At 44.3% G+C, this 21,886-nt stretch carries 17 protein-coding genes and 1 riboswitch; of the genes, 12 read left to right on the forward strand and 5 right to left on the reverse strand.

The window, feature by feature from the left end; translation table 11 throughout:
* Positions 1 to 478: 478 nt before the first annotated feature.
* From gltB to BAA9072_RS17830, 6 genes are all read left to right on the forward strand, one after another.
* Complete coding sequence (gene gltB, locus BAA9072_RS17805; protein ID WP_201716037.1) at positions 479 to 5,077, forward strand: glutamate synthase large subunit; 4,599 nt, start codon at positions 479 to 481, stop codon at positions 5,075 to 5,077.
* A 17-nt stretch (positions 5,078 to 5,094) separates the two neighbouring features.
* On the forward strand, positions 5,095 to 6,582 hold the full coding sequence (locus tag BAA9072_RS17810) for a glutamate synthase subunit beta (RefSeq protein ID WP_201716116.1): 1,488 nt from the start codon (positions 5,095 to 5,097) through the stop codon (positions 6,580 to 6,582).
* 302 nt (positions 6,583 to 6,884) lie between these two features.
* Positions 6,885 to 8,333, forward strand: coding sequence for an N-acetylglucosamine-specific PTS transporter subunit IIBC (gene nagE, locus BAA9072_RS17815; protein ID WP_201716038.1), 1,449 nt, complete (start codon positions 6,885 to 6,887; stop codon positions 8,331 to 8,333).
* A 179-nt stretch (positions 8,334 to 8,512) separates the two neighbouring features.
* Positions 8,513 to 9,226 carry a DUF2161 domain-containing phosphodiesterase gene (locus BAA9072_RS17820; RefSeq protein ID WP_201716039.1) on the forward strand — a complete coding sequence of 238 codons (714 nt, stop codon included), beginning with the start codon at positions 8,513 to 8,515 and terminating at the stop codon, positions 9,224 to 9,226.
* 109 nt (positions 9,227 to 9,335) lie between these two features.
* The gene (gene shc / locus BAA9072_RS17825; protein WP_230980929.1) at positions 9,336 to 11,207 is read left to right on the forward strand and encodes a squalene--hopene cyclase; all 1,872 of its coding nucleotides are present in this window, start codon (positions 9,336 to 9,338) and stop codon (positions 11,205 to 11,207) included.
* Positions 11,204 to 12,058, forward strand: a complete 855-nt coding sequence (locus BAA9072_RS17830) for an arylamine N-acetyltransferase family protein (RefSeq protein ID WP_330999310.1) — start codon at positions 11,204 to 11,206, stop codon at positions 12,056 to 12,058. The genes shc and BAA9072_RS17830 overlap by 4 nt, the downstream gene beginning before the upstream one ends.
* A 15-nt stretch (positions 12,059 to 12,073) precedes the next feature.
* On the opposite strand, the gene BAA9072_RS17835 is transcribed toward BAA9072_RS17830, so the two are convergent.
* The 4 genes from BAA9072_RS17835 to BAA9072_RS17850 all read right to left on the reverse strand — a co-directional run bounded on the left by BAA9072_RS17835 (position 12,074) and on the right by BAA9072_RS17850 (position 15,134).
* A complete protein-coding gene (locus BAA9072_RS17835) occupies positions 12,074 to 12,259 on the reverse strand; it encodes a hypothetical protein (RefSeq protein ID WP_201716040.1) in 186 nt (61 codons plus the stop codon).
* A 152-nt stretch (positions 12,260 to 12,411) separates the two neighbouring features.
* A complete protein-coding gene (locus BAA9072_RS17840; protein WP_201716041.1) occupies positions 12,412 to 13,662 on the reverse strand; it encodes a helix-turn-helix domain-containing protein in 1,251 nt (416 codons plus the stop codon).
* Positions 13,663 to 13,776: 114 nt separating this feature from the next.
* A complete protein-coding gene (locus tag BAA9072_RS17845; protein WP_201716042.1) occupies positions 13,777 to 14,439 on the reverse strand; it encodes a VC0807 family protein in 663 nt (220 codons plus the stop codon).
* Positions 14,440 to 14,552: 113 nt separating this feature from the next.
* Positions 14,553 to 15,134, reverse strand: a complete 582-nt coding sequence (locus tag BAA9072_RS17850; protein ID WP_201716043.1) for a hypothetical protein — start codon at positions 15,132 to 15,134, stop codon at positions 14,553 to 14,555.
* A 109-nt stretch (positions 15,135 to 15,243) separates the two neighbouring features.
* Here BAA9072_RS17850 and BAA9072_RS17855 point away from each other — a divergent pair, with 109 nt between their 5' ends.
* Genes BAA9072_RS17855 through BAA9072_RS17865 form a run of 3 tightly spaced genes read left to right on the forward strand, consistent with a single transcriptional unit; the run spans position 15,244 to position 17,391 of the window.
* Positions 15,244 to 16,128 (forward strand): ABC transporter permease subunit, encoded by an 885-nt coding sequence (locus BAA9072_RS17855; RefSeq protein ID WP_201716044.1) that lies wholly within the window; start codon positions 15,244 to 15,246, stop codon positions 16,126 to 16,128.
* Positions 16,121 to 17,125 carry a hypothetical protein gene (locus BAA9072_RS17860; protein ID WP_201716045.1) on the forward strand — a complete coding sequence of 335 codons (1,005 nt, stop codon included), beginning with the start codon at positions 16,121 to 16,123 and terminating at the stop codon, positions 17,123 to 17,125. The genes BAA9072_RS17855 and BAA9072_RS17860 overlap by 8 nt, the downstream gene beginning before the upstream one ends.
* Positions 17,126 to 17,136: 11 nt before the next feature.
* Positions 17,137 to 17,391, forward strand: a complete 255-nt coding sequence (locus tag BAA9072_RS17865; RefSeq protein ID WP_201716046.1) for a hypothetical protein — start codon at positions 17,137 to 17,139, stop codon at positions 17,389 to 17,391.
* A 448-nt stretch (positions 17,392 to 17,839) separates the two neighbouring features.
* Here BAA9072_RS17865 and BAA9072_RS17870 read toward each other — a convergent pair whose 3' ends face one another.
* Complete coding sequence (locus tag BAA9072_RS17870; RefSeq protein ID WP_201716047.1) at positions 17,840 to 18,313, reverse strand: acyl-CoA thioesterase; 474 nt, start codon at positions 18,311 to 18,313, stop codon at positions 17,840 to 17,842.
* Positions 18,314 to 18,466: 153 nt separating this feature from the next.
* Positions 18,467 to 18,657: riboswitch (cobalamin riboswitch) on the reverse strand.
* A gap of 182 nt (positions 18,658 to 18,839) precedes the next feature.
* On the opposite strand from BAA9072_RS17870, the gene BAA9072_RS17875 reads away from it, so the two are divergent.
* From BAA9072_RS17875 to BAA9072_RS17885, 3 genes are all read left to right on the forward strand, one after another.
* Positions 18,840 to 19,772 (forward strand): AraC family transcriptional regulator, encoded by a 933-nt coding sequence (locus BAA9072_RS17875; protein ID WP_201716048.1) that lies wholly within the window; start codon positions 18,840 to 18,842, stop codon positions 19,770 to 19,772.
* Between the two features lie 13 nt (positions 19,773 to 19,785).
* The gene (locus BAA9072_RS17880; RefSeq protein WP_201716049.1) at positions 19,786 to 20,154 is read left to right on the forward strand and encodes a DUF1761 domain-containing protein; all 369 of its coding nucleotides are present in this window, start codon (positions 19,786 to 19,788) and stop codon (positions 20,152 to 20,154) included.
* Positions 20,155 to 20,331: 177 nt separating this feature from the next.
* The gene (locus tag BAA9072_RS17885) at positions 20,332 to 21,837 is read left to right on the forward strand and encodes a flotillin family protein (protein WP_201716050.1); all 1,506 of its coding nucleotides are present in this window, start codon (positions 20,332 to 20,334) and stop codon (positions 21,835 to 21,837) included.
* The last annotated feature ends 49 nt before the right edge of the window (positions 21,838 to 21,886 follow it).

Below are 21,886 nucleotides of genomic sequence, written 5' to 3' on the forward strand. Positions count from 1 at the left end.
GACCTCCGATATTTTTCGGAGGTCCGTCCCTCTTTCATGTGGTTTGAAACGTTGAATAGGGGGAATAGAAGAAGAGTTTCAGCAACTGAACGGCCAGTCCTCCCTCTATTTAAGAGGTCCGTCCCTCCAACGAAATCACGTCAATTTCTAGATTGTAAAAATTTTTTTTAGTGATGGTTTTGCATGAAAATTCATGTAGAATTTTGAGGGAATATGCTTTGAAGCTCGAATTATTGTAAGCGATTTCTTTATGTTTGTATCAAGCTTTTAAAGATTCTGAATATTAAGTTAAAGTAGACGTTTAAAAATCAAGATTCCTTCTGGATATTACATATATATTTGGAAAATATACAGGTTAACGATTAACTTAATTTTTCGTTTTTTCTAAATTTCATGATATACTAACGAAAATTAAGAAAATTTAATTAACCGGTTAATTATTCAAAAAATATACAAGTTTGGTAGAGGAGGACATTGGATGAAAACGAATCTTCCTGTAGCACAGGGTATGTATGATCCTGCGCAAGAACATGAAGCATGTGGAATTGGAATGATTGCAAATATTGATGGGACAAAGAGTCATAACATCGTCCAGAATGCCATTAACATTCTATGTAACTTAGAACACCGCGGAGGACAATCAGCAGATACAAGTACTGGTGACGGTGCAGGTATCCTCACTCAAATCCCTCATCATTTCTTCAAAAAGCAATGTGAGAAAGAAGACATCATCCTTCCACGAAAAGGAGAATATGGAATTGGGATGGTGTTCCTTCCTGAAAATTATGAGAAGCGCATGAAGAGTAAAGAAATCTTCGAACGTATCATTGAAGAAGAAGGTCAGAAGACCCTGGGCTGGAGACCTGTTCCACTCAATGATTCCTTTGTAGGGAAAGTAGCATCGAAGTCTAAACCTTTCATCCGCCAAGTTTTCATTGGCGTATCGGATGACATCCAATCCCGGATGGATTTCGAACGAAAGCTATATGTGATACGGAAGCGAATTGAACAAGAAGTTGCAACCGTCGATGGGCAGGAGGATGTATACCTTTGCAGTTTGTCTTCCACGACCATCGTGTACAAAGGAATGCTCATTCCGGAACAGCTCGATTCTTTTTATATTGACCTCAATCATCCTGAGTTCCGGTCAGCTTTAGCACTTGTACATTCCCGCTTTAGCACAAATACTTTCCCAAGCTGGCAGCGGTCTCACCCAAACCGATATACGATTCATAATGGAGAATTCAATACATTGCGAGGCAATGTGAACTGGATGCGCGCCCGTGAGAAGTTGTGCCATTCAAGTGCATTCAAAGAAGAGGACCTGAAAAAGATCCTACCCGTCATTGATGAGACAGGCAGTGACTCCTCCATGTTTGACAACTGTTTTGAATTCCTTCATTTATCAGGCAGATCCCTTGCCCATACGGCTATGATGATGGTGCCTGAACCTTGGGAAAATGACGAGACGATTCATCCTAAGAAGAAAGATTTTTATGAATATCACAGTTGCCTGATGGAGCCATGGGATGGACCTGCAGCCCTGGTGTTTACCGATGGAAAGCAAATTGGAGCCTGCCTGGATAGGAATGGGCTGCGCCCGGCCCGTTATTATGTGACAAAGGGTGGCATGATCGTTCTTGGTTCAGAAGTAGGGGCCCTTGATATATTTGCCGATGACATTGTGTATAAAGATCGTCTGCAGCCAGGAAAGATGCTGCTCGTCGATCTGGAAAAAGGGAGAATCATTCCAGATGAAGAGATCAAGTTGCGTGTTGCTTCTGAGCAACCCTATAGACACTGGCTTGATAATAATAAGTTTGAGCTGGAAGATCTTCCGGAAACGACCCAGGAAGTGGTACGACTGGATTCTGATGAAGTACTCCTGCAACAGCAGGCATTCGGCTACACGACAGAGGAACTGAACAAAATCATCAAGCCGATGGTGACTGATGGAAAGGATCCTGTCGGTTCCATGGGATATGACTCACCTCTTGCGGTTTTATCAAAAAAGCCTCAGTTGCTGTATAACTACTTTAAACAATTGTTTGCTCAAGTGACCAATCCACCGATCGATGCAATTAGGGAGCAGATCATTACTTCTGTCGGAACAACGATTGGTGCAGAAGGAAATCTCGTGAATCCGGGTCCGGAAAGCTGCAGACATATTCATTTAAAGACGCCGATCATTACCGGGGAAGAACTTGAGAAGCTTCGTCATCAAAAGGAAACGGGCTTCAAGGCAGTGACGTTATCGATTTTATTTGATGTTACCGATGACGAAAATCAGCTTGAACGTACCCTGGATGATCTTTATGAGAAAGCTGACAGGGCAGTTGCAGACGGTGCTACACTCCTAATATTATCCGACAGAGGCGTGAAGAAGGAAAGGGCTGCCATACCATCCCTCCTTGCTGTTTCAGGACTGCACCATCATTTAATTCGACAGGGGACGCGTACAACCGTCAGCATCCTCTTGGAATCAGGAGAACCGCGTGAAGTCCATCATTTTGCAACACTGCTTGGATACGGTGCTGAAGCAATCAATCCATATTTAGCCTATGAAACACTGCGCGATTTGATTAAAAAGGGTGAGATTCAAGACAAAACGTATGAAGAAGCGGTGAAAAGCTTTGTGAAATCGGGAACGGACGGCGTCATCAAGGTCCTATCCAAAATGGGGATTTCAACGATCCAAAGTTACCGGGGTGCCCAGATCTTTGAAGCGGTGGGGATCCATAAGGATGTCATCGATAAATATTTCACCCGTACTGCCTCAAGACTCGGTGGAATCGGGATGGATATCATTGAAAAAGAAGTGCTCTTAAGACATAGAAAAGCATTCAATGACCGGAAAGATCATCAACGAACCCTGGAATCCGGAGACGAATTTCAATACCGTAAAAATGGAGAGGACCATGCGTACAATCCAAGTACAATACACACTCTTCAACATGCATGCCGTACGAATAATTATGAGCTATTCAAGAAATATTCCAAAATGCTGACAGATGAAAAGCAGAATCTGCAATCATTGAGGGGCCTCCTTTCCTTTAAAGAAGCGAGGCCAATCCCGATTGAAGAAGTGGAATCAGTTGAAGAAATCTGTCGCCGTTTCAAGACCGGTGCCATGTCATTTGGCTCCATCAGTCAGGAAGCCCACGAAGCTTTGGCAATTGCCATGAATAAGATCGGGGGCCGGAGCAACTCAGGTGAAGGCGGGGAACATCCAAGCCGTTTCATTCCAGATGAAAATGGAGATTCCAGGCGCAGCTCGATCAAACAAGTAGCATCAGGACGATTCGGGGTAACAAGTCATTATCTTGTAAACGCCGACGAAATTCAAATCAAGGTCGCCCAAGGGGCAAAACCTGGAGAAGGGGGACATCTCCCTGGGAAAAAGGTTTACCCTTGGGTTGCAGAGGTAAGGGGATCGACACCGGGAGTGGAGTTGATTTCACCACCACCTCATCATGATATCTATTCGATTGAAGACCTGGCAGAATTGATCTACAACTTGAAGAATGCGAACCCGCAGGCTCGCATCAGCGTTAAGCTCGTATCAGCTGTAGGCGTGGGAACGATTGCGGCTGGTGTGGCAAAAGGCAGAGCGGATGTTGTGTTGATCAGTGGCTATGACGGTGGAACCGGAGCTGCCCCGCGAACCAGTCTGAAACATACAGGACTGCCGTGGGAAATCGGGTTGGCGGAAGCTCATCAGACTTTACTCTTAAATCGCCTGCGTGACCGGATTGTCGTTGAGACAGATGGAAAGATGATGACCGGCCGGGATGTTGTGGTCGCATCACTTCTGGGAGCGGAAGAGTACGGTTTCTCGACTGCACCACTTGTTGTTCTCGGCTGTGTCATGATGCGAGTATGTCATATGAATACATGCCCAGTAGGTATTGCGACTCAGGACCCTGAGTTACGTAAAAAGTACACAGGTGATCCGGAACATGTAGCGAACTTCATGCGTTTTGTTGCCCAGGAAACAAGGGAGCTGATGGCTCAACTTGGTTTCAGAACAATCAATGAAATGATCGGAAGAACGGATATCCTCGAAGCGAACAAAGCAATCGATCATTGGAAAGGCAAAGGGATTGATCTGTCAGCTCTTCTATATCAACCTGATGTACCTGAGAAGGTTGGCAGATACGCTACTCGTAAGCAGGACCACGAACTTGAGAAGACATTGGATTATCAAGAGCTCATTCCCCGCTGCCGCAATGCGATTGAAACAGGAGAACCTGTTGAATGGACGACAGCCATCCGTAACATTCATCGTGTGACCGGGACGATGCTTGGAAGTGAAATTACGAAGAGGTATGGAGCGGAAGGCTTACCGGAAGATACAATCCGCCTGACATTCAAGGGGTCCGCAGGTCAAAGCTTCGGTGCGTATATCCCTAAAGGGTTGACCTTAAGACTTGTCGGGGATTCCAACGACTTCGTCGGAAAAGGATTATCAGGCGGTAAGATCGTCGTCCATCCGGATCCGACCGCTACGTTCATCCCTGAACGGAACACGATCATCGGGAACGTTTCCTTCTATGGGGCGTCCGGTGGAGAAGCTTATATTTACGGAGTGGCAGGCGAGCGTTTCTGTGTCCGTAATAGTGGAGCACAGGTAGTCGTTGAGAGCGTCGGGGATCACGGATGTGAATATATGACTGGAGGAAAAGTCGTTGTCCTAGGCTTGACTGGACGGAACTTCGCTGCCGGTATGTCGGGGGGCGTCGCGTATGTCCTGGATGAAGATGAAAACTTCCGTTCAAGATGTAACCAGGAACTTGTCCTCGTACAGCCATTATTTGATCCGGAAGAGATGAAAGACGTGTACGAGATGATTGAGAGTTACGTGCATTATACAGGTAGTAATAATGGTAAGAAAATATTAGCGAACTGGGATTCTTACGTGTCTAAATTTGTACGTGTAATTCCGAAATCCTATCTCAAGATGAGAGAGCGGATCAGTGAGCTTGAAAATAGCGGTTTAGAAAAATTCGATGCTGAAATGGCCGCATTTGAAGAAGGTACAAAAGAAGAAAAAAAAGTATTGGAACCCGCTAAATAAAGAGGGAGGGGGATATGATGGGCAAACCAACTGGATTCATGGAATATACCAGACAGACAACAGCCGAAAGGCATCCATCGGAACGAACGAAAGATTGGAACGATTACACCACTCCTCTTTCGGAAGAAGAAGTCAAGAAACAGGGGGCGCGCTGCATGGACTGCGGCGTTCCTACTTGTCAGTCGGGAATGGAGATCAATGGGGCTACCTCGGGCTGCCCCGTGTATCATTTAATACCGGAATGGAATGACTTAGTGTATCAGGGACAGTGGAAGGAAGCACTGAGACGGGAGCATCAGATGAATAACTTTCCCGAATTCACGGGCTTTGCTTGTCCGGCGCCTTGTGAAGGGGCTTGTGTCCTCGGGATTAATGAACCGCCGGTTGCGATCAGAACCGTGGAACGTTCAATTATTGAAAAAGGTTTTGAAGAAGGGTGGGTCATTCCGGAGCCGCCTGAGCACCGCACGGGTAAACGAGTCGCTGTAGTGGGATCAGGTCCTGCAGGCTTGGCTTCTGCTGCACAACTGAATAAAGCCGGCCATCTTGTCACCGTCTTTGAAAAAAACGATCGAGTAGGCGGTCTATTAACATATGGTATTCCTGAAATGAAACTTCCATACTCAGTCGTTAAGCGCCGTGTCGATATTTTAGAAGAAGAGGGCATTGAATTCGTGACGAATACTGAGGTAGGGAAAGACTATACAGTCGAGAATCTGCGGGGGAATTTTGATGCCGTCATCCTGTGCGGAGGGGCCGCCGTTCACCGTGACATTCAAGTGGATGGACGTAATCTGAATGGCGTGCATTACGCAATGGATTTCCTTCATTCGAATACAAAAAGTTTATTGGATTCGAACTTACAAGATGGTGAATATATTACCGCAGAAGGAAAAAACGTTATCGTCATCGGTGGAGGGGATACGGGTACAGACTGCCTGGCCACTTCCGTGAGGCATAACTGCAAAAGCTTGACTCAATTTGATATTTACGATAAAAAAGGTGCCATGCGGGATGAAGTCGGTAATCCGTGGCCGCAATATCCGGTCATTCACCGGGTGGAGTACGGTCAAAAGGAAGCGGCAGAGATTCTTGGTGATGATCCTCGTGCTTATGCCGTCATGACGAAGAAATTTGTCGGTGATGAACATGGCCATATTAAAGAAGTGCATACGGTCAATGTGAAGCTTCGTTATGATGAAGATGGAAACAAAGTCCGTGATGAAATCCCGGGAACGGAAAAGGTATGGCCGGCGGATCTTGTCCTTCTGGCCATTGGTTTCAGTGGTCCGGAACAAGAACTGATCAAAGAGCTTGAAGTTGAAACCAACAGCAACTCCACTGTGAAAGCAGATTACGGAAATTACATGACCAACGTCGATGGTGTCTTTGCCGCAGGCGATATGCGCCGGGGCCAAAGTCTCATCGTCTGGGCCATCAACGAAGGCCGTGAAGCAGCCCGCGAATGCGACCGCTACCTCATGGGCACAACTGAATTACCTTAATAGAAAACTCGTCACAGGGAAAAACCCCTGTCAGGCTTGATGCCTGACAGGGGTTTTTGTTGTTAGAGGGACGGACCTTCAAAACCAACTTTCCTTCCCCTCCGATATCGATTCTGGAGGTCCGTCCCTCCTATTCACTCATTTTCCACCCTCTTGAAAATTTCTATCAATAGTTCTGTATATTTATGTGCATTTTCTTCTAAAGGGGCATAAGGCGGAATATTTTTTACGGAAGAGGTTTTGTCCGCTTTGCTGGACAGGACATCTTTAAGTGGAAAATAGACTGATAGGGGGAAAACAAAATGATGAAATATATGCAGCGCATTGGTCGTTCGTTGATGCTTCCTGTTGCTGTGTTACCGGCTGCGGCGATCCTGATGGGCATAGGGTATTGGATTGACCCTTCCGGCTGGGGAGCCGATAATCCGGTAGCTGCTTTCCTGATCAAGGCGGGGGCATCGATCATTGATAATATGGCGATTCTGTTTGCAGTAGGGGTCGCACTCGGAATGGCAAAGGCGAAGGATGGATCGGCGGCACTGAGCGGATTGGTCGCCTATCTCGTCATTACCACATTGCTGTCGACGGATTCTGTTGCTTTGTTACAAGGAATTGAAAAAGTCTCCGTGAATCCTGCTTTTGAAAAGATCGGAAATCAATTTGTCGGGATTCTGTCAGGGATCGTTGCGGCAGGCATGTACAATCGCTTCAGTCATGTAAAGCTGCCGGACGCACTCGCTTTTTTCAGCGGGAAACGATTAGTTCCGATCATGTCGGCCATCGCTATGCTGGTCGTTTCAGGTGTGATGCTTTTTGTTTGGCCGTTCATCTATACAGCGCTTGTTTCCTTCGGGAAGGAAATCAGCGGGCTCGGATTTACAGGCGCCGGTTTATATGGATTCTTCAATCGCTTATTAATTCCCACAGGTTTACACCATGCGTTGAATTCCGTGTTTTGGTTTGATGTTGCCGGAATCGATGATATTGGGAATTTCTGGTCTGGAAATGGAGAAAAAGGCGTGACGGGGATGTACCAGGCGGGATTTTTCCCGGTGATGATGTTTGGTCTACCTGCAGCCGGTTTAGCAATCTACCATGCAGCGAGACCAGGTAAGAAAAAACAAGTGGCCTCACTGATGCTTGCGGCCGGTTTTGCATCCTTTTTCACGGGGGTGACGGAGCCCCTTGAATTTGCCTTCATGTTCGTGGCTCCAGCATTATATGTAGTTCATGCTGTGTTGACAGGGTTATCCCTTGCAATTGCATCCTTCTTCCATTGGACGGCAGGATTCGGCTTCAGTGCGGGCTTCGTGGATTTTGTACTGAGCTCAAGGCTCCCATTGGCGAATCTGCCGTATATGCTTCTGATTCAAGGTATAGTATTCGGTCTTCTCTATTATTTCTTGTTCCGTTTTATGATTTCGAAATTCAATCTTATGACACCCGGGCGTGAGGAAGACATGGAGGAAGCAGTAGGGGAGGGTGGAGAGGTACTTCCTCAAGGCGAAAGGTTTGCTGTGATGGCTGCTGAAATATTCGCCGGACTCGGTGGAGATGAAAATGTTACGTCCGTGGATAATTGTATTACCAGATTGAGAGTGGAAGTGAAGGACATGGATGCTGTGGATCAGGACCGGATCAAAGCCACGGGGGTTCCGGGTATTCATGTGGTGGGTGAAAATAGTATTCAAGTGATTGTCGGGACATCGGTACAGTTTGTGGCGGATGAGATAGAGAGGATTCGGGGGTAGATGTGTTATCTGCTTTTAGGGGAGTGGAGGTTCTGTAATAGCAGGGTAAAGATGATATACCAATTCGATCTCCCCAGCATCCATGCATGATGGGAACTCTTTTTCTCCCAAACTGCAAAAATCTCTCCAATAGTCTATACTTTATATTATAGAATTTTTCCCGGAAAGGTTTTTTACCCATGACGAAACTGAAAGAATCGGATTTATATCAACCGATCCAGAAACATTTTTATAAACAGGGATATCAGGTGAACGGTGAAGTGAATGACTGTGATCTGACGGCAATGAAAGAGGATGAACTTGTGATTGTTGAGCTGAAACTTACCTTGAATGTCGAGCTTCTGATTCAGGCGACAAAGCGTCAGCGGCTGACAGATTTTGTGTACATCGCGATTCCGAAACCGAAGCGTCCACGGTTAAAGCGGTGGAATGATGTACGCCATTTAATCAGGAGACTGGAACTTGGATTGATTACCGTTTCATTTACTGCAAAGAACCCCAAGCTTGATTTTGTCATACATCCGGAAGCCTTCGACCGGAAGAAGAGTATGAAGAATAGTAAGCGTAAACGTGCGGCCCTTGTGAAGGAAATCGAAGGGCGAAGTGCGGATTACAATATAGGGGGCAGCAATAAAACGAAAATCATGACTGCTTATAAGGAGAGTTGCATTCACATCGCCTGCTGTCTGGAAACATATGGACCGATGTCTCCAAAGAATCTGGCCAAGATGGGAACCGGAGCCAAAACCCCATCCATCCTCCAGAAAAATTATTACCGATGGTTCGAGAGGGTGAAACGGGGTGTGTATCAAATCACGGATCTTGGCAGGGAAGAGCTTCAAAAATATCCCGAGCTTGTAAGCTATTATTCACAGAAAATAGAAGAATATTAGTAAGAGCCTGCTCTCGGGAAACCGACAGCAGGCTCTTCTTTGCTTCCCACTACTAGTACCCGCCTTCTTCACATATACATAAATACAGAGATGGTACCCGGGAGGCAGAATGATGAAAAAAATGATAGAAAGCACGATCCGGAATATGGCAAATGATCTTCAGCGTATGCAAAGTGGAGATGGGAGCTGGTCCTTTTGTTTTGAAAATAGCGTGATGACCGATGCGTATATGATCATTCTTCTACGTTCATTGGAAGCAGGTGAGAAAGAACTCGTGGCACAGCTTGTGAACAGATTATGGAAACTGCAATCAAAGGATGGAACATGGAAGCTCTTTGAGGATGAGCGGGAAGGGAATTTGTCTTCAACGATCGAAGCTTACTTTGCCCTTAGTTTCAGTGGAGTGGTAGGAGAGGATGATAAGAGACTTCTAAAAGCCAAACAGTTCATAGAGAAAAATGGCGGGTTTCACAAGGCCCATTCCATCACGAAATTCATGCTTGCCGTGCATGGGCAATATGACTGGAAACATCTCATGCCGATCCCCATTGAATTCCTATTGATTCCGAGGACATTTCCCCTTAATTTTTGGGATCTAAGCAGTTATGCGCGAGGGCACTTGGCACCGTTGATGTTGCTTAAAGATCAGAGATTCACTATAAAAACAAGCGGTACACCACAGATACAGTATCTTTCCCGTGCTCCAAACGAAGTGAGATACAACGAACGGGAGTTGAGATTATTTTCGAAAATCAATGAGGGCTTACAGTCACTGGTGAGCATTCCATCCCATCTTCATCAACAAGCCCGGCAGTTTGCGCTGGAATACATGTTGCACCGGACGGAATCAGATGGGACTTATTTAAGTTATTTCAGTGCGACTTTTTATATGATTTATGCTCTGTTGGCTATGGGGTATGAGAAAAAGGACCCCATCATTTTAAAGGCAATAAAGGGACTTAAAAAAATGGCATGTGAAACGAAAAGAGGCATTCACATCCAAAATTCTCCCTCTACTGTGTGGGATACAGCCCTGATCAGCCATGCTCTCCAGGAAGCGGGGATGGATGCGGGAGACCGCTCCATAGAGAAAGCGGTGGAGTACCTTGTCAGGAAACAACACTTCAGGTATGGAGATTGGGCGATGGATAGCCGGGTGAACCCTGGGGGATGGGGCTTTTCAGAGAGCAACAGTCTTCACCCTGATGTGGACGATACAACAGCGGCTCTCAGGGCGATTACGTATTCAGCTGCAATGAATCCGCTTATCCGACAATCATGGGACCGCGGGATTGAATGGGTTATAGACACGCAAAACCGGGATGGTGGCTGGCCGGCCTTTGAAAAAAACAAGACAAAAGGTATTCTGACTTCTTTTCCAATGGACGGGGCAGAGGCTGCGGCAATCGACCCTTCGACGCCTGATTTAACAGGAAGAGCGTTGGAGTTTCTAGGCAGACAGGCAGGATTGACCAAGGATCATCCTCAGGTTAAAAAGGGTGTTGAGTGGCTGAAATTGATGCAAAAGGACGATGGCTCCTGGTATGGTCGCTGGGGGGTTTGCTATATCTATGGAACATGGGCGGCAATCACGGGTATGAAAGCAGTGGGAATCTCATCATCTAATAAACATCTCGAAAGGGCAAAATTCTGGTTGGAAAGCATTCAACAAAAAGACGGTGGCTGGGGGGAGTCCTGTTACAGCGATCAGGAAAAGACATACGTCCCCCTATCCTTTAGTACACCCTCACAAACAGCGTGGGCGCTGGAATCACTCATCTGCATGGAAGACAAACCAACCCCTGCGATTGATCTCGGTATCATGGCGCTTCTCGAATTATTGAATGGAACAGCAGACGCCTCTAGGGGGAACTACCCCACAGGAGCCGGTCTGCCAGGAAACTTCTATATTCATTACCATAGCTATCAATGGATATGGCCGTTGGTGACACTCAGCCGGTACAAGGAGAAATTCGGTTGAGGTCCGTCCCTCTCTGGGATAGAATATCAGAGAGAAAGGATGCGATCAACATTAACAATCTGAACATGTTATTCCGTGAAAGGATTCATTATTCAAAGGCTAATCCCATTGCCTTTCAAGATTTGGAGACCATTTTAGAAGCAATGTCCAAACATATTCCATTTGAAAATATATGTATTATTGAGAAAAGGTCACAAGCTATTACGAAGGGGAATTTAGTGGATAAGATGCTTGTTAAAAATGAGGGTGGGCTTTGCTATGAACTTAATGGACTTCTCTATTTATTTTTAATAGAAAATGGATGTGAAGCCGCTCTTGTCAGGGGATCGGTCTATGATGGTGCTTCTGGGATGTACCAGTCTATGGGAAAGACCCATGTGGCGATATTAGTCCGTTTTGAGAATCAAGCCTACATCATCGATGGCGGCTTTGGGGGGAACATTCCATTGAAGCCGGTCCCGTTATCGGGGGAGGTCATATCATCGAAAAATGGAGAGTTCAGAATGAGGGAAGTTAAAACTCCCCATGGTGAATATATTTTAGAAATGAAATTGAAGCATAAGCATTCCGAGTGGAAAATCGGATACGCGTTTGACCCAGAGGAAACCATTAAGGACGTAAGCATGTTGGACGAAGTCCGGGTCATCATTGAAGAGCACGACGATTCCCCATTCAACAAACACCCTTTACTGACAAAGCGGACGGACAACGGAGGTGTCACATTAACAGACACAGCCATTACCCAGTGGAAAGGTGGAAGGGTAACGAAAAGGGAAATAGATGCAGAAGGGTATAAGGACTTCCTGGATACCTGGTTCTGTACCCGGCAACATCAAAAAGACCCGGAATAATCCGGGTCTCCTTATCTACTTGCCAATAATTGCCATGATCCCTTTGTAGATTAAGAAAAGTGAGAATATGAGTATAGCTAGAATGCCAATGATGTCTGTTACGGGGGATACACTTTCTAAGAACGTACCTGCTAAAGGAACTTTCAATAATGCGAAACCAGAAAGAATCCCTGCTACTAACAAAAGAATAAAACGATCCATTTTGTTATGCCTCCTCTCGGGCTATTATATGTAGGAGGGAACGGGAAGTTGAACCCAATATTTTTTAGTGGTAATGAAAGGAAAAGGAATGAGCCGAGGCCCATTCCCTTTTTTCTGAGGGTTCCGACATAGGATTTGACTAACCTAACGAGTTATTCTAATTCATAATAACTGATTTCGTTGGACATCTTTTCCGATGCCAGTTGGAACCCTTTTTCCGTTTGTCCGGTTTTGACGTAATATAGAAATAGTTTTCTTTCATAATGCTGGTACATTAATTGACTCCCCGTGCATTTGAAATGGGGTAGGGCAGTTTTTTCAATATATGTATAAAGTTCTTCTTCATCTTCTTTCAGGGAGAGCAGATAGATCTCAAAGAATACGAGACTTGGATCCTGATGCTCCTTTGCCCTCGTCAGCCCCTTTACCGATAGATGGTGGAGTTCTTCCTTAGATAGCAGGTATCCTTTCATACAGGAAAGGATATATCCGCTGAGTGTGACTAAATAATAGGAAGCAGGCGTTTTCTCTGTAATAAGCGCCAATGCTTTTTCATACGATTCTTTTGATTCCGGATATCGTTTTCTACGGAAGTATTCGAATCCCAGATTGTTATGGATTTTATGTGCCCTTTCCTTCGAGTTAACAGATTCACAGAGTCTGAGAAGTTTATCATATTGTTGTTTGTTTTGTTCCATATCGAACGGTTCTTTGGCATTCAATTGAATTAATATCAAGGTCTCTGAATCGATGACCCTGAGAATATTTAATGTTTTTTGGAAAAATTGCAGGGCTCTTTGTCCATAATAATAAGCGAAAGTGTTTGAGTGAATGGAATGATACGCTAATGCTAAATGGAAATAATATTCAGAGTTCGGGTATTCATCATCAATCTGATTCAATGCTTGAATGCAGGAGTTGAATTTCCTGGTTGAAAAAAAGTAGATTCCCTTCACATGCAACAATAAGTTTTGTTCGAAAGGGGAAGAAACGTCATTTTTTTTCTCCAACATGTCCAGGATGTCCTTTGCTTTTTCGGGTTGATCCAGGAATAAATAATATCGAGCTAATAATAACTGGTACTGCACAAAGAAATCGGATAAAAATCGTAAAGGTTCTTTTTCAATTTCTGATTTTAGTTGATGGATCTCACAGCTCCGGATCATAATGACCGCATCGTTCCAGTCTGCCAGTTTAAGCTGCAGGGATTGATAACGTGCACGTTCTGCCTCCATGTTGATTCTGAGCCTCTTAGCAAGTAAATCAGTAATTTCTCTGGAATACTCTGTGATTCCTCTTTCGATTTTACTTAGATGGGTGGTAGAACAGATACCCTGTGCAAGCTGCTCTTGAGTCAATCCCGAATCTTCACGATGAAATTTAATTAATTTACCATCAATCATAGTACACCCCATCTGAAACGATTTATTATCCATTATAGGAAAAAAATTCTCAATGTTCCAGAGGGCCGGAACAAGACAGAGGTCTGAAGGCAGAAACATCCAGAAGGTATATATCTAGATGACATTCGTCCTGTCATTCTGAAGTTCATCCTGCACTTCCTTAACCAAATGAGGGGAATCCTTGATGATTTTGCCAATATAGAAGAATCCTGCAACGGTGATACCGCTCATGATCCAGCTGAACGCCTGTCGCAGAATGATTCCTTTATCAAAGGCTTCTACACCGTATTCCATGATGAGCCAAGCTTTTACGATAGCGAGGACTCCACTTCTCATGGCGAAGCATAGAGTGATTAATTGAAAAATTTGAAATACAGGCTTTTTATTATAGAGTCGTTTAGTGAAGTTACGGTCAAACCCCTGAAGCTCAGCGAAATCAAGGCCAAAGTAAAGGGGGAGGGGTTTCCCCATGATCATGGTCAGTAAGAAAAATAAACTTAGTACAGCGGCGTAATAAACGTTATTCCATAGAAGCTGCAGCGATGAACCGGCCAGTACGTCAATCAGAGTCCCGACGATCAAGGTGCCTAAAATAAACAGTCCGAATGTGTTTACTTTCTTCATCTCAATAAAGCGGTAGACTGTATAAATAATACCCGGCACAGATGATAGGAGCATGGCATAATAATCGCCGGTGTAATCCCGTATGATATTCCATACAAAAAGAGGCAGGGCAGCATATATTAACAGGTCTAACAGTACAACGTTTTTCTTCATTTTCCACAGCCTTTCTTTTTACATAATACTATGGATACGTTTGGGAGAGGATGAAGTTTCAGTCTCACTAATCATGATAGACAAAGCACCGGAACATGTCCTTTAAGCTCATACTATTCTGGTTGTTTCTGCATCGGAATGAAATCCATCGTAATATTATCACCGAATAATTCATCCTCCTTGAAGATATTCACATGCATGAGCAGCCCCGACATGGTCTCTCCGGCGAATGTAAGCGCTGTAAACCCATCACTGTCTTCAATATTCTCCTCGAAAACAATATCTTCCGGTTGTCTGCTTGGAATGAATAGAAGGTCCAGTCGGTACCTCTTCCCGGGATCTGGCCGTTTCAAGACCGTTAATTCAATGGAACCATCATCATTCACCTTTGTGGTGGCGGATGCCAGTACAGTTTCTTCAGGTTCAACCAGATAAGGTTCGATTTCCTCCCTGGGTGCATCCTCACTATAAGGCTTCAGATTCACATCAAGACGTGCTCCAGCCGGGAGAGTTGAATTTCCCCGTATGATAATTTTTTGGGATTTTAAATTGACCCTTGCATCGATCTTTACCATTTGAGGCTTTACCGGCTTCTCTTTAGAAGCTTCCCGGGTCAAAATCACACGACAACCGGACAGTAAGCTAAGTACAGTTATGATGCATACACATATAATAAGGAATTTTGTTTTTCTCATGGACTCCCTCCTGCATCTGTTTTCAGAATTGTGTTTACAATTATATTACATTATTGTAACATGAACATAGAAAAAATGTATCAATTTGGAAATAGTTTGGAGGGATTGTATGAGAAGGGTGCTTGAGACTCCCTTTCATTTTCTGGTTGTCGTGTTAGGGTTGTATTTACTTAGCGGGATCGGCTCGCTGCTTGCATACGATACAGAGCTCTTGATTAATCTGGCAGCATATGGGGATCGATTACAACAGACTTGGATTGAAATCTTGCATCCATCGTCGATTTATATTTATTGGGGAGAGGGGAATAAACAATACAGCATCACCGAAGTCTTTTCCAATACCTATTCGTATTCTTTTCTGATTCTTATCAGTTCTTTCTTCTTAGCGATTTGCCTGGCTGTACTCTTTAGTTATTCCCTCATGTTATTACCCCGGAAAGCGTACCGTTTCTCTATTAAGATCGTCAATGTCCTGGATGCCTTACCGGATGTATTCATTGTCGTTTTATTTCAGCTTTTCATCATCTGGTTATTTAAGAGGACGAACTTGTTGGTATTCGATATTTATGCCCTTGGCGAGGAACGGATTTACTTTTTGCCGATTCTGTGTTTGTCGGTGTTGCCTGTAGTGTTTCTATTAAAACAGTTCCTGTTTCAGCTCAAAGAAGAAGAAGGCAAGCCATATGTCGAGTTTTCTTATTCGAAGGGATTCAGGAAGTCTTATACGGTCTGGCATCACCTGTTTAGAAACGTCTGGGTCCACTTCTTCTTTCATTTGAAGCCGATCTTTTTGCTCATGCTGTCCAATCTATTAATCATTGAACTTCTTTTTAACATCAATGGGTTTATGCAAACGTTGCTGCGTACGGCTACCAGTTCACCTGCAGCATTCTTTCTGGGGATGCTTCTTATCTTTGTTCCTTTCTTTATCGTATTTACAATAGGTTCTCACATCCTGGAAAAATGGTTAAAAGGAGGGGAAAAAGATGAATAGCTGGATGTCCAAACGATTGGCACTCCCGATCCTGATACTAATCGCCTTCATTGCCGTCAGCTTTCTAGTTCCCGTGATGAATCCTGCCTATGATGAGGTGGTGGATTATCTCTCTGACGAAAATGGAAGAGTGATAGCGGCTCCTCCGTTCACCCCCGGTGAAATGCCTCCTCTCGGGAGTGATAAACTGGGGAGGAACTTTCTGCTGCTGTTATTAGTCGGAGCGAAATATACCATTTTTGCAGCACTGGCCATCGCGTTATTACGAATGGTGGCAGGATTTTTCTTTGCTGTCATGTATACATTCCTCCCCGCATATGTGGGAAGATTCATTAAAGGGCTGGGAGAGTCATTTCAATACATCCCCCTCGTCATTATCGTGTTTGCGTTACTCGTTCCCCTCGAAGGAGCCTTTCATTCAGAAGTGCTTCCTTCAAACCGATATTTCTTCATTCAAGTGATTGCGATTGCTGCCGTGACGATCCCATCTCTGGGAATCTATTTAGGAGAAGAGATGAAGCTCTTTATGCAAAGTGAATTCATCCAGGTGTCACGGACGATGGGGGCAGGGAGATTCCATCTGTTCAAACAGCATCTTCTCCCCCAGTTCAGAAGGCACTCAATCGTGTTATTTTCAGAGCAGGTTTCCCAGACGCTGGCCCTGCTCATTCAACTCGGTATTCTGCATATGTGTCTTGGAGGGCTGAAAATCGCCAACTTCGGTATCATGGAAAGCATTCCGGTTTATTTCTCTGAAACGAACGAATGGGCAGCGACGATCGCTATCAATATTCAACAGATCTTCCTGCGTCCGATGCTAGTGGTGGTTCCACTGACCTTATTCGCCATCTTGATCATGTGTGTAAACTCGATCAGTGCCATCCTGAGGAGATCACTGATCGAAGGGGAAGGGAGCAGGGTGAAGGAAAAGGTGAAAGAAGAAAGTCTTGAAAAGTCGGTCTCCGTATCAAAAGATCTTTTTACCTTGAAACAGTAGGAGGAGAGTGGATGAAGGATAAACAAGGGGGAAAGGTTTTTCTAATTATAACCATATTTTTATTTATCTTGATGGGGGGAATCACCGTTTACAGTGGATTTCAACCATACGAATCTATTTCCATCTGGTTTTCGCTTATATTCCTCGCCACCAACGTGATATATGTATTCATAAACATTAAAGAGGGCCGTCGCTATTATACATTTGGCTTTAGTTTGATTTCCGTCTCGACCCTGATATACATCATCATTCCGAATTTACTATAGAAGACTGAGACAAAAGTGTTTTAGTCAAAGAAAAATCCGAACGATCATTCGAAATTCTCTTGTGAAATTCGAAATCGTTCGGATTTTTATTATTTTTAATAAAGTATACTAAGTGAATATAGCTGGTTCCAGCTGTTGATTGGAGTGCAAGACGAAGACTCCTCTGGGAAAGTCAAAAAGCGAAAGGGCTTTGACCAGGGGCGACAAGCATAAGACGAGTCTACCGGAAAGGCGTTTTTGCCTTTTGGGTAGGCTTGACTTATGAACTCGAGCCCCTAAGGCAAGTAGCTGGATATCTTGAGGACAGGAAGAGGCTCGCCTTCAGCCCGAGGAAAGCGAAGTCTTGCACGGAATCGGGCAGCGGTGTAACAAATGATTCTAAAGACTATTTTGTATGAATGGTTCGTCTTTAGATTGGATCGATTTAGTTACGCCCCATCCTCTTTCTTTATAAAATCAGTGCGCGGTTCTTTCTGTGCTCTTTGCGCAGTGGTGCTGTTTTGAACAGTCTCTTTTCTTCTGGCGAATGTGGGATGACCTTTGGAACCGGTTTGGGCTTCCCTTCTTCATCTACGGCGACCATCGTCAGAAATGATTCCGTCGTTAACGTTTTAACACTCGTCAGCAGATTGGTTGAGTATACTTTCACATATACCTCCATAGACGTTCTGCCCGTCGAAGTGACATATGCTTCAAGGCTTAATGCATCTCCGACCGTTGCTGATGATAAAAAATCGACAGAGTCGATCGAAGCTGTTACAACGACGGAATTTGAATGCTTCATGGCTGATAGTGCCGCGATTTCATCAATATAGGAGAGGACTTTCCCTCCAAAGATGGTTTGCATGTGATTGGTATCCGGCGGGAGCACCAATCTAGTTTGTACAGTTCGTGAACGTTCTACTGAATAGGCTTGTTCCATTTTTCTCATCTCCCTGATATTTTAATAAGAAACAAAAAGCATCTTCCTTTTCTAAAGAAGATGCAGCTATTCCAACAGAGCGTCCAGAATCCTGTGATTCTCCATGTGACGTTCCACTTGTGAAAACACCCTCCTATCTCCCGTAGGAACTCTCGTGTTCTTCTCAGTTTGGCAGGTCTCCTGGCTCAGCATCATTGACTACATATTCCTTCCCATTTCAATGTGAAACAGTGGATGCATATGAAATCTCAACCTTACAGTGGCGGGACCGCGTTGGATTTTCACCAACTTCCCTTTTAAGAAAATGACTTTCAATCATTTTCACCAATGAGCAATGATTAAATTGTGAACGCTTATATTTTATCATAGACCTTCATTGAATGAGCGCTCTCTATGGTAAAATGAAGAATAAATGCATGGAGATGGGAACTCCTTCCATTCTATCTGACGTGGTTGTGGATCATATCCACAATCTTGAACGGGGGAATGAAACAGGGATTCTAATAGATTTAAGCGAGGAAATGACATGACATATAGTGATCAACAAAAACAGATTAATAGGGTTGTACAATACATAGACCAATATCTTACTGAGGATTTATCTCTGGAGCAGCTGGCCAAAGTATCCACTTATTCACCTTATCACTTTCAACGATTGTTCAAAGGGTTTATTGGAGAAACGCCGGCAGGATACGTGAAACGGATTCGTTTGGAATATGCAGCACATATGTTAATTTATGAACCACGTATTCCCGTTACAGAAGTTGCCTTGAGATGTGGGTTTTCTTCTTTATCTTATTTCACCCATTCATTTAACACCTATTTCAAGACTAATCCGAAAAGCTGGAGGGAAGGTGCTTATTTAGAAAGATTTCCAAGGGAATATCTTAATAGCAAGAAATCTAAACTTTCCAGCACAAATCTGCAAGCATCAGGGGATAGAGAACCCTATAATGAGTTTAAATGGCTGGATCTTTCCAAAGTGAAGGTTGCACATTTACCCGGGTGCTCCACTGTCAACAGATATCATATGGGATCCTATATCGAAGGGATCCCCGAGACATGGCTGGACCTTTATCATTGGGGGAATGCTAGAAACCTCATTGGGGAGAGCCCTTTGATATTCGGGGTTCCGAAGAGTAATCCATACATTACCCCTGCTGAAAAAAGCAGGTATGAATGCCGTCTTGCCATCAAGGAACTGAGTGAAGAGGATATAGAACTCGATCATTTTTCCGGAGGGAAGCATGTGATATATGAGTTTCCAGAGCCGGTCGACTACAGGGAGAGAGGAATGCTGATTGAATGTTACTCTGAGCTTTATAGTTATTGGCTGCCTCAAAGTGGTTACAGGTATCTGGGGAACCCGGTTGAACTTGTTGATGTAGAGGGTATGCAAGGATCCCTCGCTATAAGGTGCGGCATTAAAGCGATTGCTTTAGCCATTGAACCAAATTAATGGAGGAATTGGCATGACATTAGATGTGAATTTTCCCGCGTTTTTGGCGGGGGCCGTATTGTATATGATATACGGAGGGGTTTATTATTCAATTCTTCTCAGGAAGAAGGATCAGGAAGATGGGGGACCGGGTAAATATGTAGCAGCTGTCCTGGTAGCGTTTATCTGTTCAGCCCTGGTTGGGATTCTCGTTCAAGCGACGGGATCCGGCGGATTCACTTCTGGGGCATTCGTTGGTGGACTTATTGGAATTCTTATTTCCATCGTCTATTTAAAAAATGCTTTATTTGGACTCATGACTAAACAGATGTTCCTTATTGCCATCGGCGATCATCTTGTTGTCTTTACGTTGCTGGGAGCTTTACACGGATGGTTTTTATAGTATGAAAGCTTGAACTTCTCCAGGTTCAGGTTTTTTTTATATAAAAATAGGAGATTCGCCTAATTTATTGAAACTTTTGTTGCTTCAGAGCCGTATATAGTAGTGTAGCTAGCACTTTTATTTATATTTAAGTCAGGTGAAATGCTGATTTAAAAAACGTTGAGAGGGGTTGTCAGAATGCTAGAATCATTGAGTGTCGTTGGCTTTTTCATTTTCTTGATTCCTGTACTGGTTATAGCAGCAATTGTAGGAATCGCGTATTATTTCTGGATGAGGTTCCGCTATCGAACGGCGAGATCCAATCAGGCGTTGATTATTACCGGACCGAAACTGGGGGATCCTGAAAAGGAATCGAATATCTTCACCGACCAGGAAGGCCGTTCCATGAAAATCATTCGTGGTGGAGGATACAGATTAAGACGGTTCCAAACATCTACACCTGTTAATCTTACATCTTTCCAATTAAAGCTATCCACCCCGAGGGTATACACAAATGGCGGGGTTCCGATTGTCGCTGATGCTGTGGCCATGGTGAAGGTTGCGGATACCTTGAACGGGATTGCCAACTATGCGGAGCAGTTCCTGGGGAAGGATCAGAAAGAAATAGAGGATGAAATCATTGAAGTGCTGGGAAGTAATCTTCGCGCCATTCTTTCAAAAATGACCGTTGAGGACATAAACAGTAACCGTGAAAAATTCAATGCCGATGTGTCAGAAATTGCCCAAAAACAGCTTGATTTAATGGGCTTTAAAATCACGTCACTCGGATTGACGGACATTCGGGATGCTGACGAACAAAATGGATACTTAGAAAATCTAGGACGTCCACGTATCGCAGAGGTGCGCAAACAAGCTGAAATTGCGGAAGCGAACACAGAACGTGAAACACGAATTCACCGCGCCCAAACCGATCAGGAAGCCAAAGAAGAAGAATACAAACGCCAAATTACGATTGCAGAATCGAAAAAAGAAAAAGATATTAAAGATGCTGCCTTTAAAGAAGAAACAGAGCGTGCAAGAGCAAAGTCCGAACAGTCCTACGAGCTTGAAAGAGCGAAACTTGCCAAGGAAGTAAAAGAAGAAGAGTTGACCCTTCAATTCCTTGAACGTGAGCGCGCAGTTAAACTTGAAGCGGAAGAATCCAAAGTCCGTAAAACCAAAGCCGATGCAGATTACTACGAAACGACTCGTAAAGCAGAAGCCGAAGCCAGGAAGTCCGAAATTGACGGGGAAGCAAAAGCGAAGATCCGCAGGGAAGAAGGGTCTGCCGAAGCCGATGTCATCAGAGAACGCGGTAAAGCGGAAGCCGAATCCCGTAAACTTCTTGCCGAAGCTATGGAGAAGCACGGAGATGTCATCATCACAGAGAAACTCATCGAAATGCTTCCGGTATTTGCCGAGAAAATCGCTCAGCCTCTTAACAATATTGATTCGGTTAAGATCATCGATTCCGGTAATGGCCAAGGGGTTCCATCCTTTGGTAAAAGCATCACAAGAACGATGCTTGACATGCAGGAGCCATTGCGTGAGATGACAGGTATTGATGTAGGTGAATTATTGAAGTCGTATGCAAACAGAAGCCAGGAGAGGCCTTATCAGCCGGCAATTTCCGAGTCAGCAGATCAGGAAGTGGAAGCTTCGAATGAAAAAGAGATCGAAGAAGCGGTGCAGGAAAGGAAATAAAAAGTGAAAAAAGAGATGTTTCCGGGGAGGGAGCATCTCTCTTTTTCTG

It is taken from the genome of Rossellomorea arthrocnemi (genome assembly GCF_904424705.1).
Lineage (GTDB): Bacteria > Bacillota > Bacilli > Bacillales > Bacillaceae_B > Rossellomorea > Rossellomorea arthrocnemi.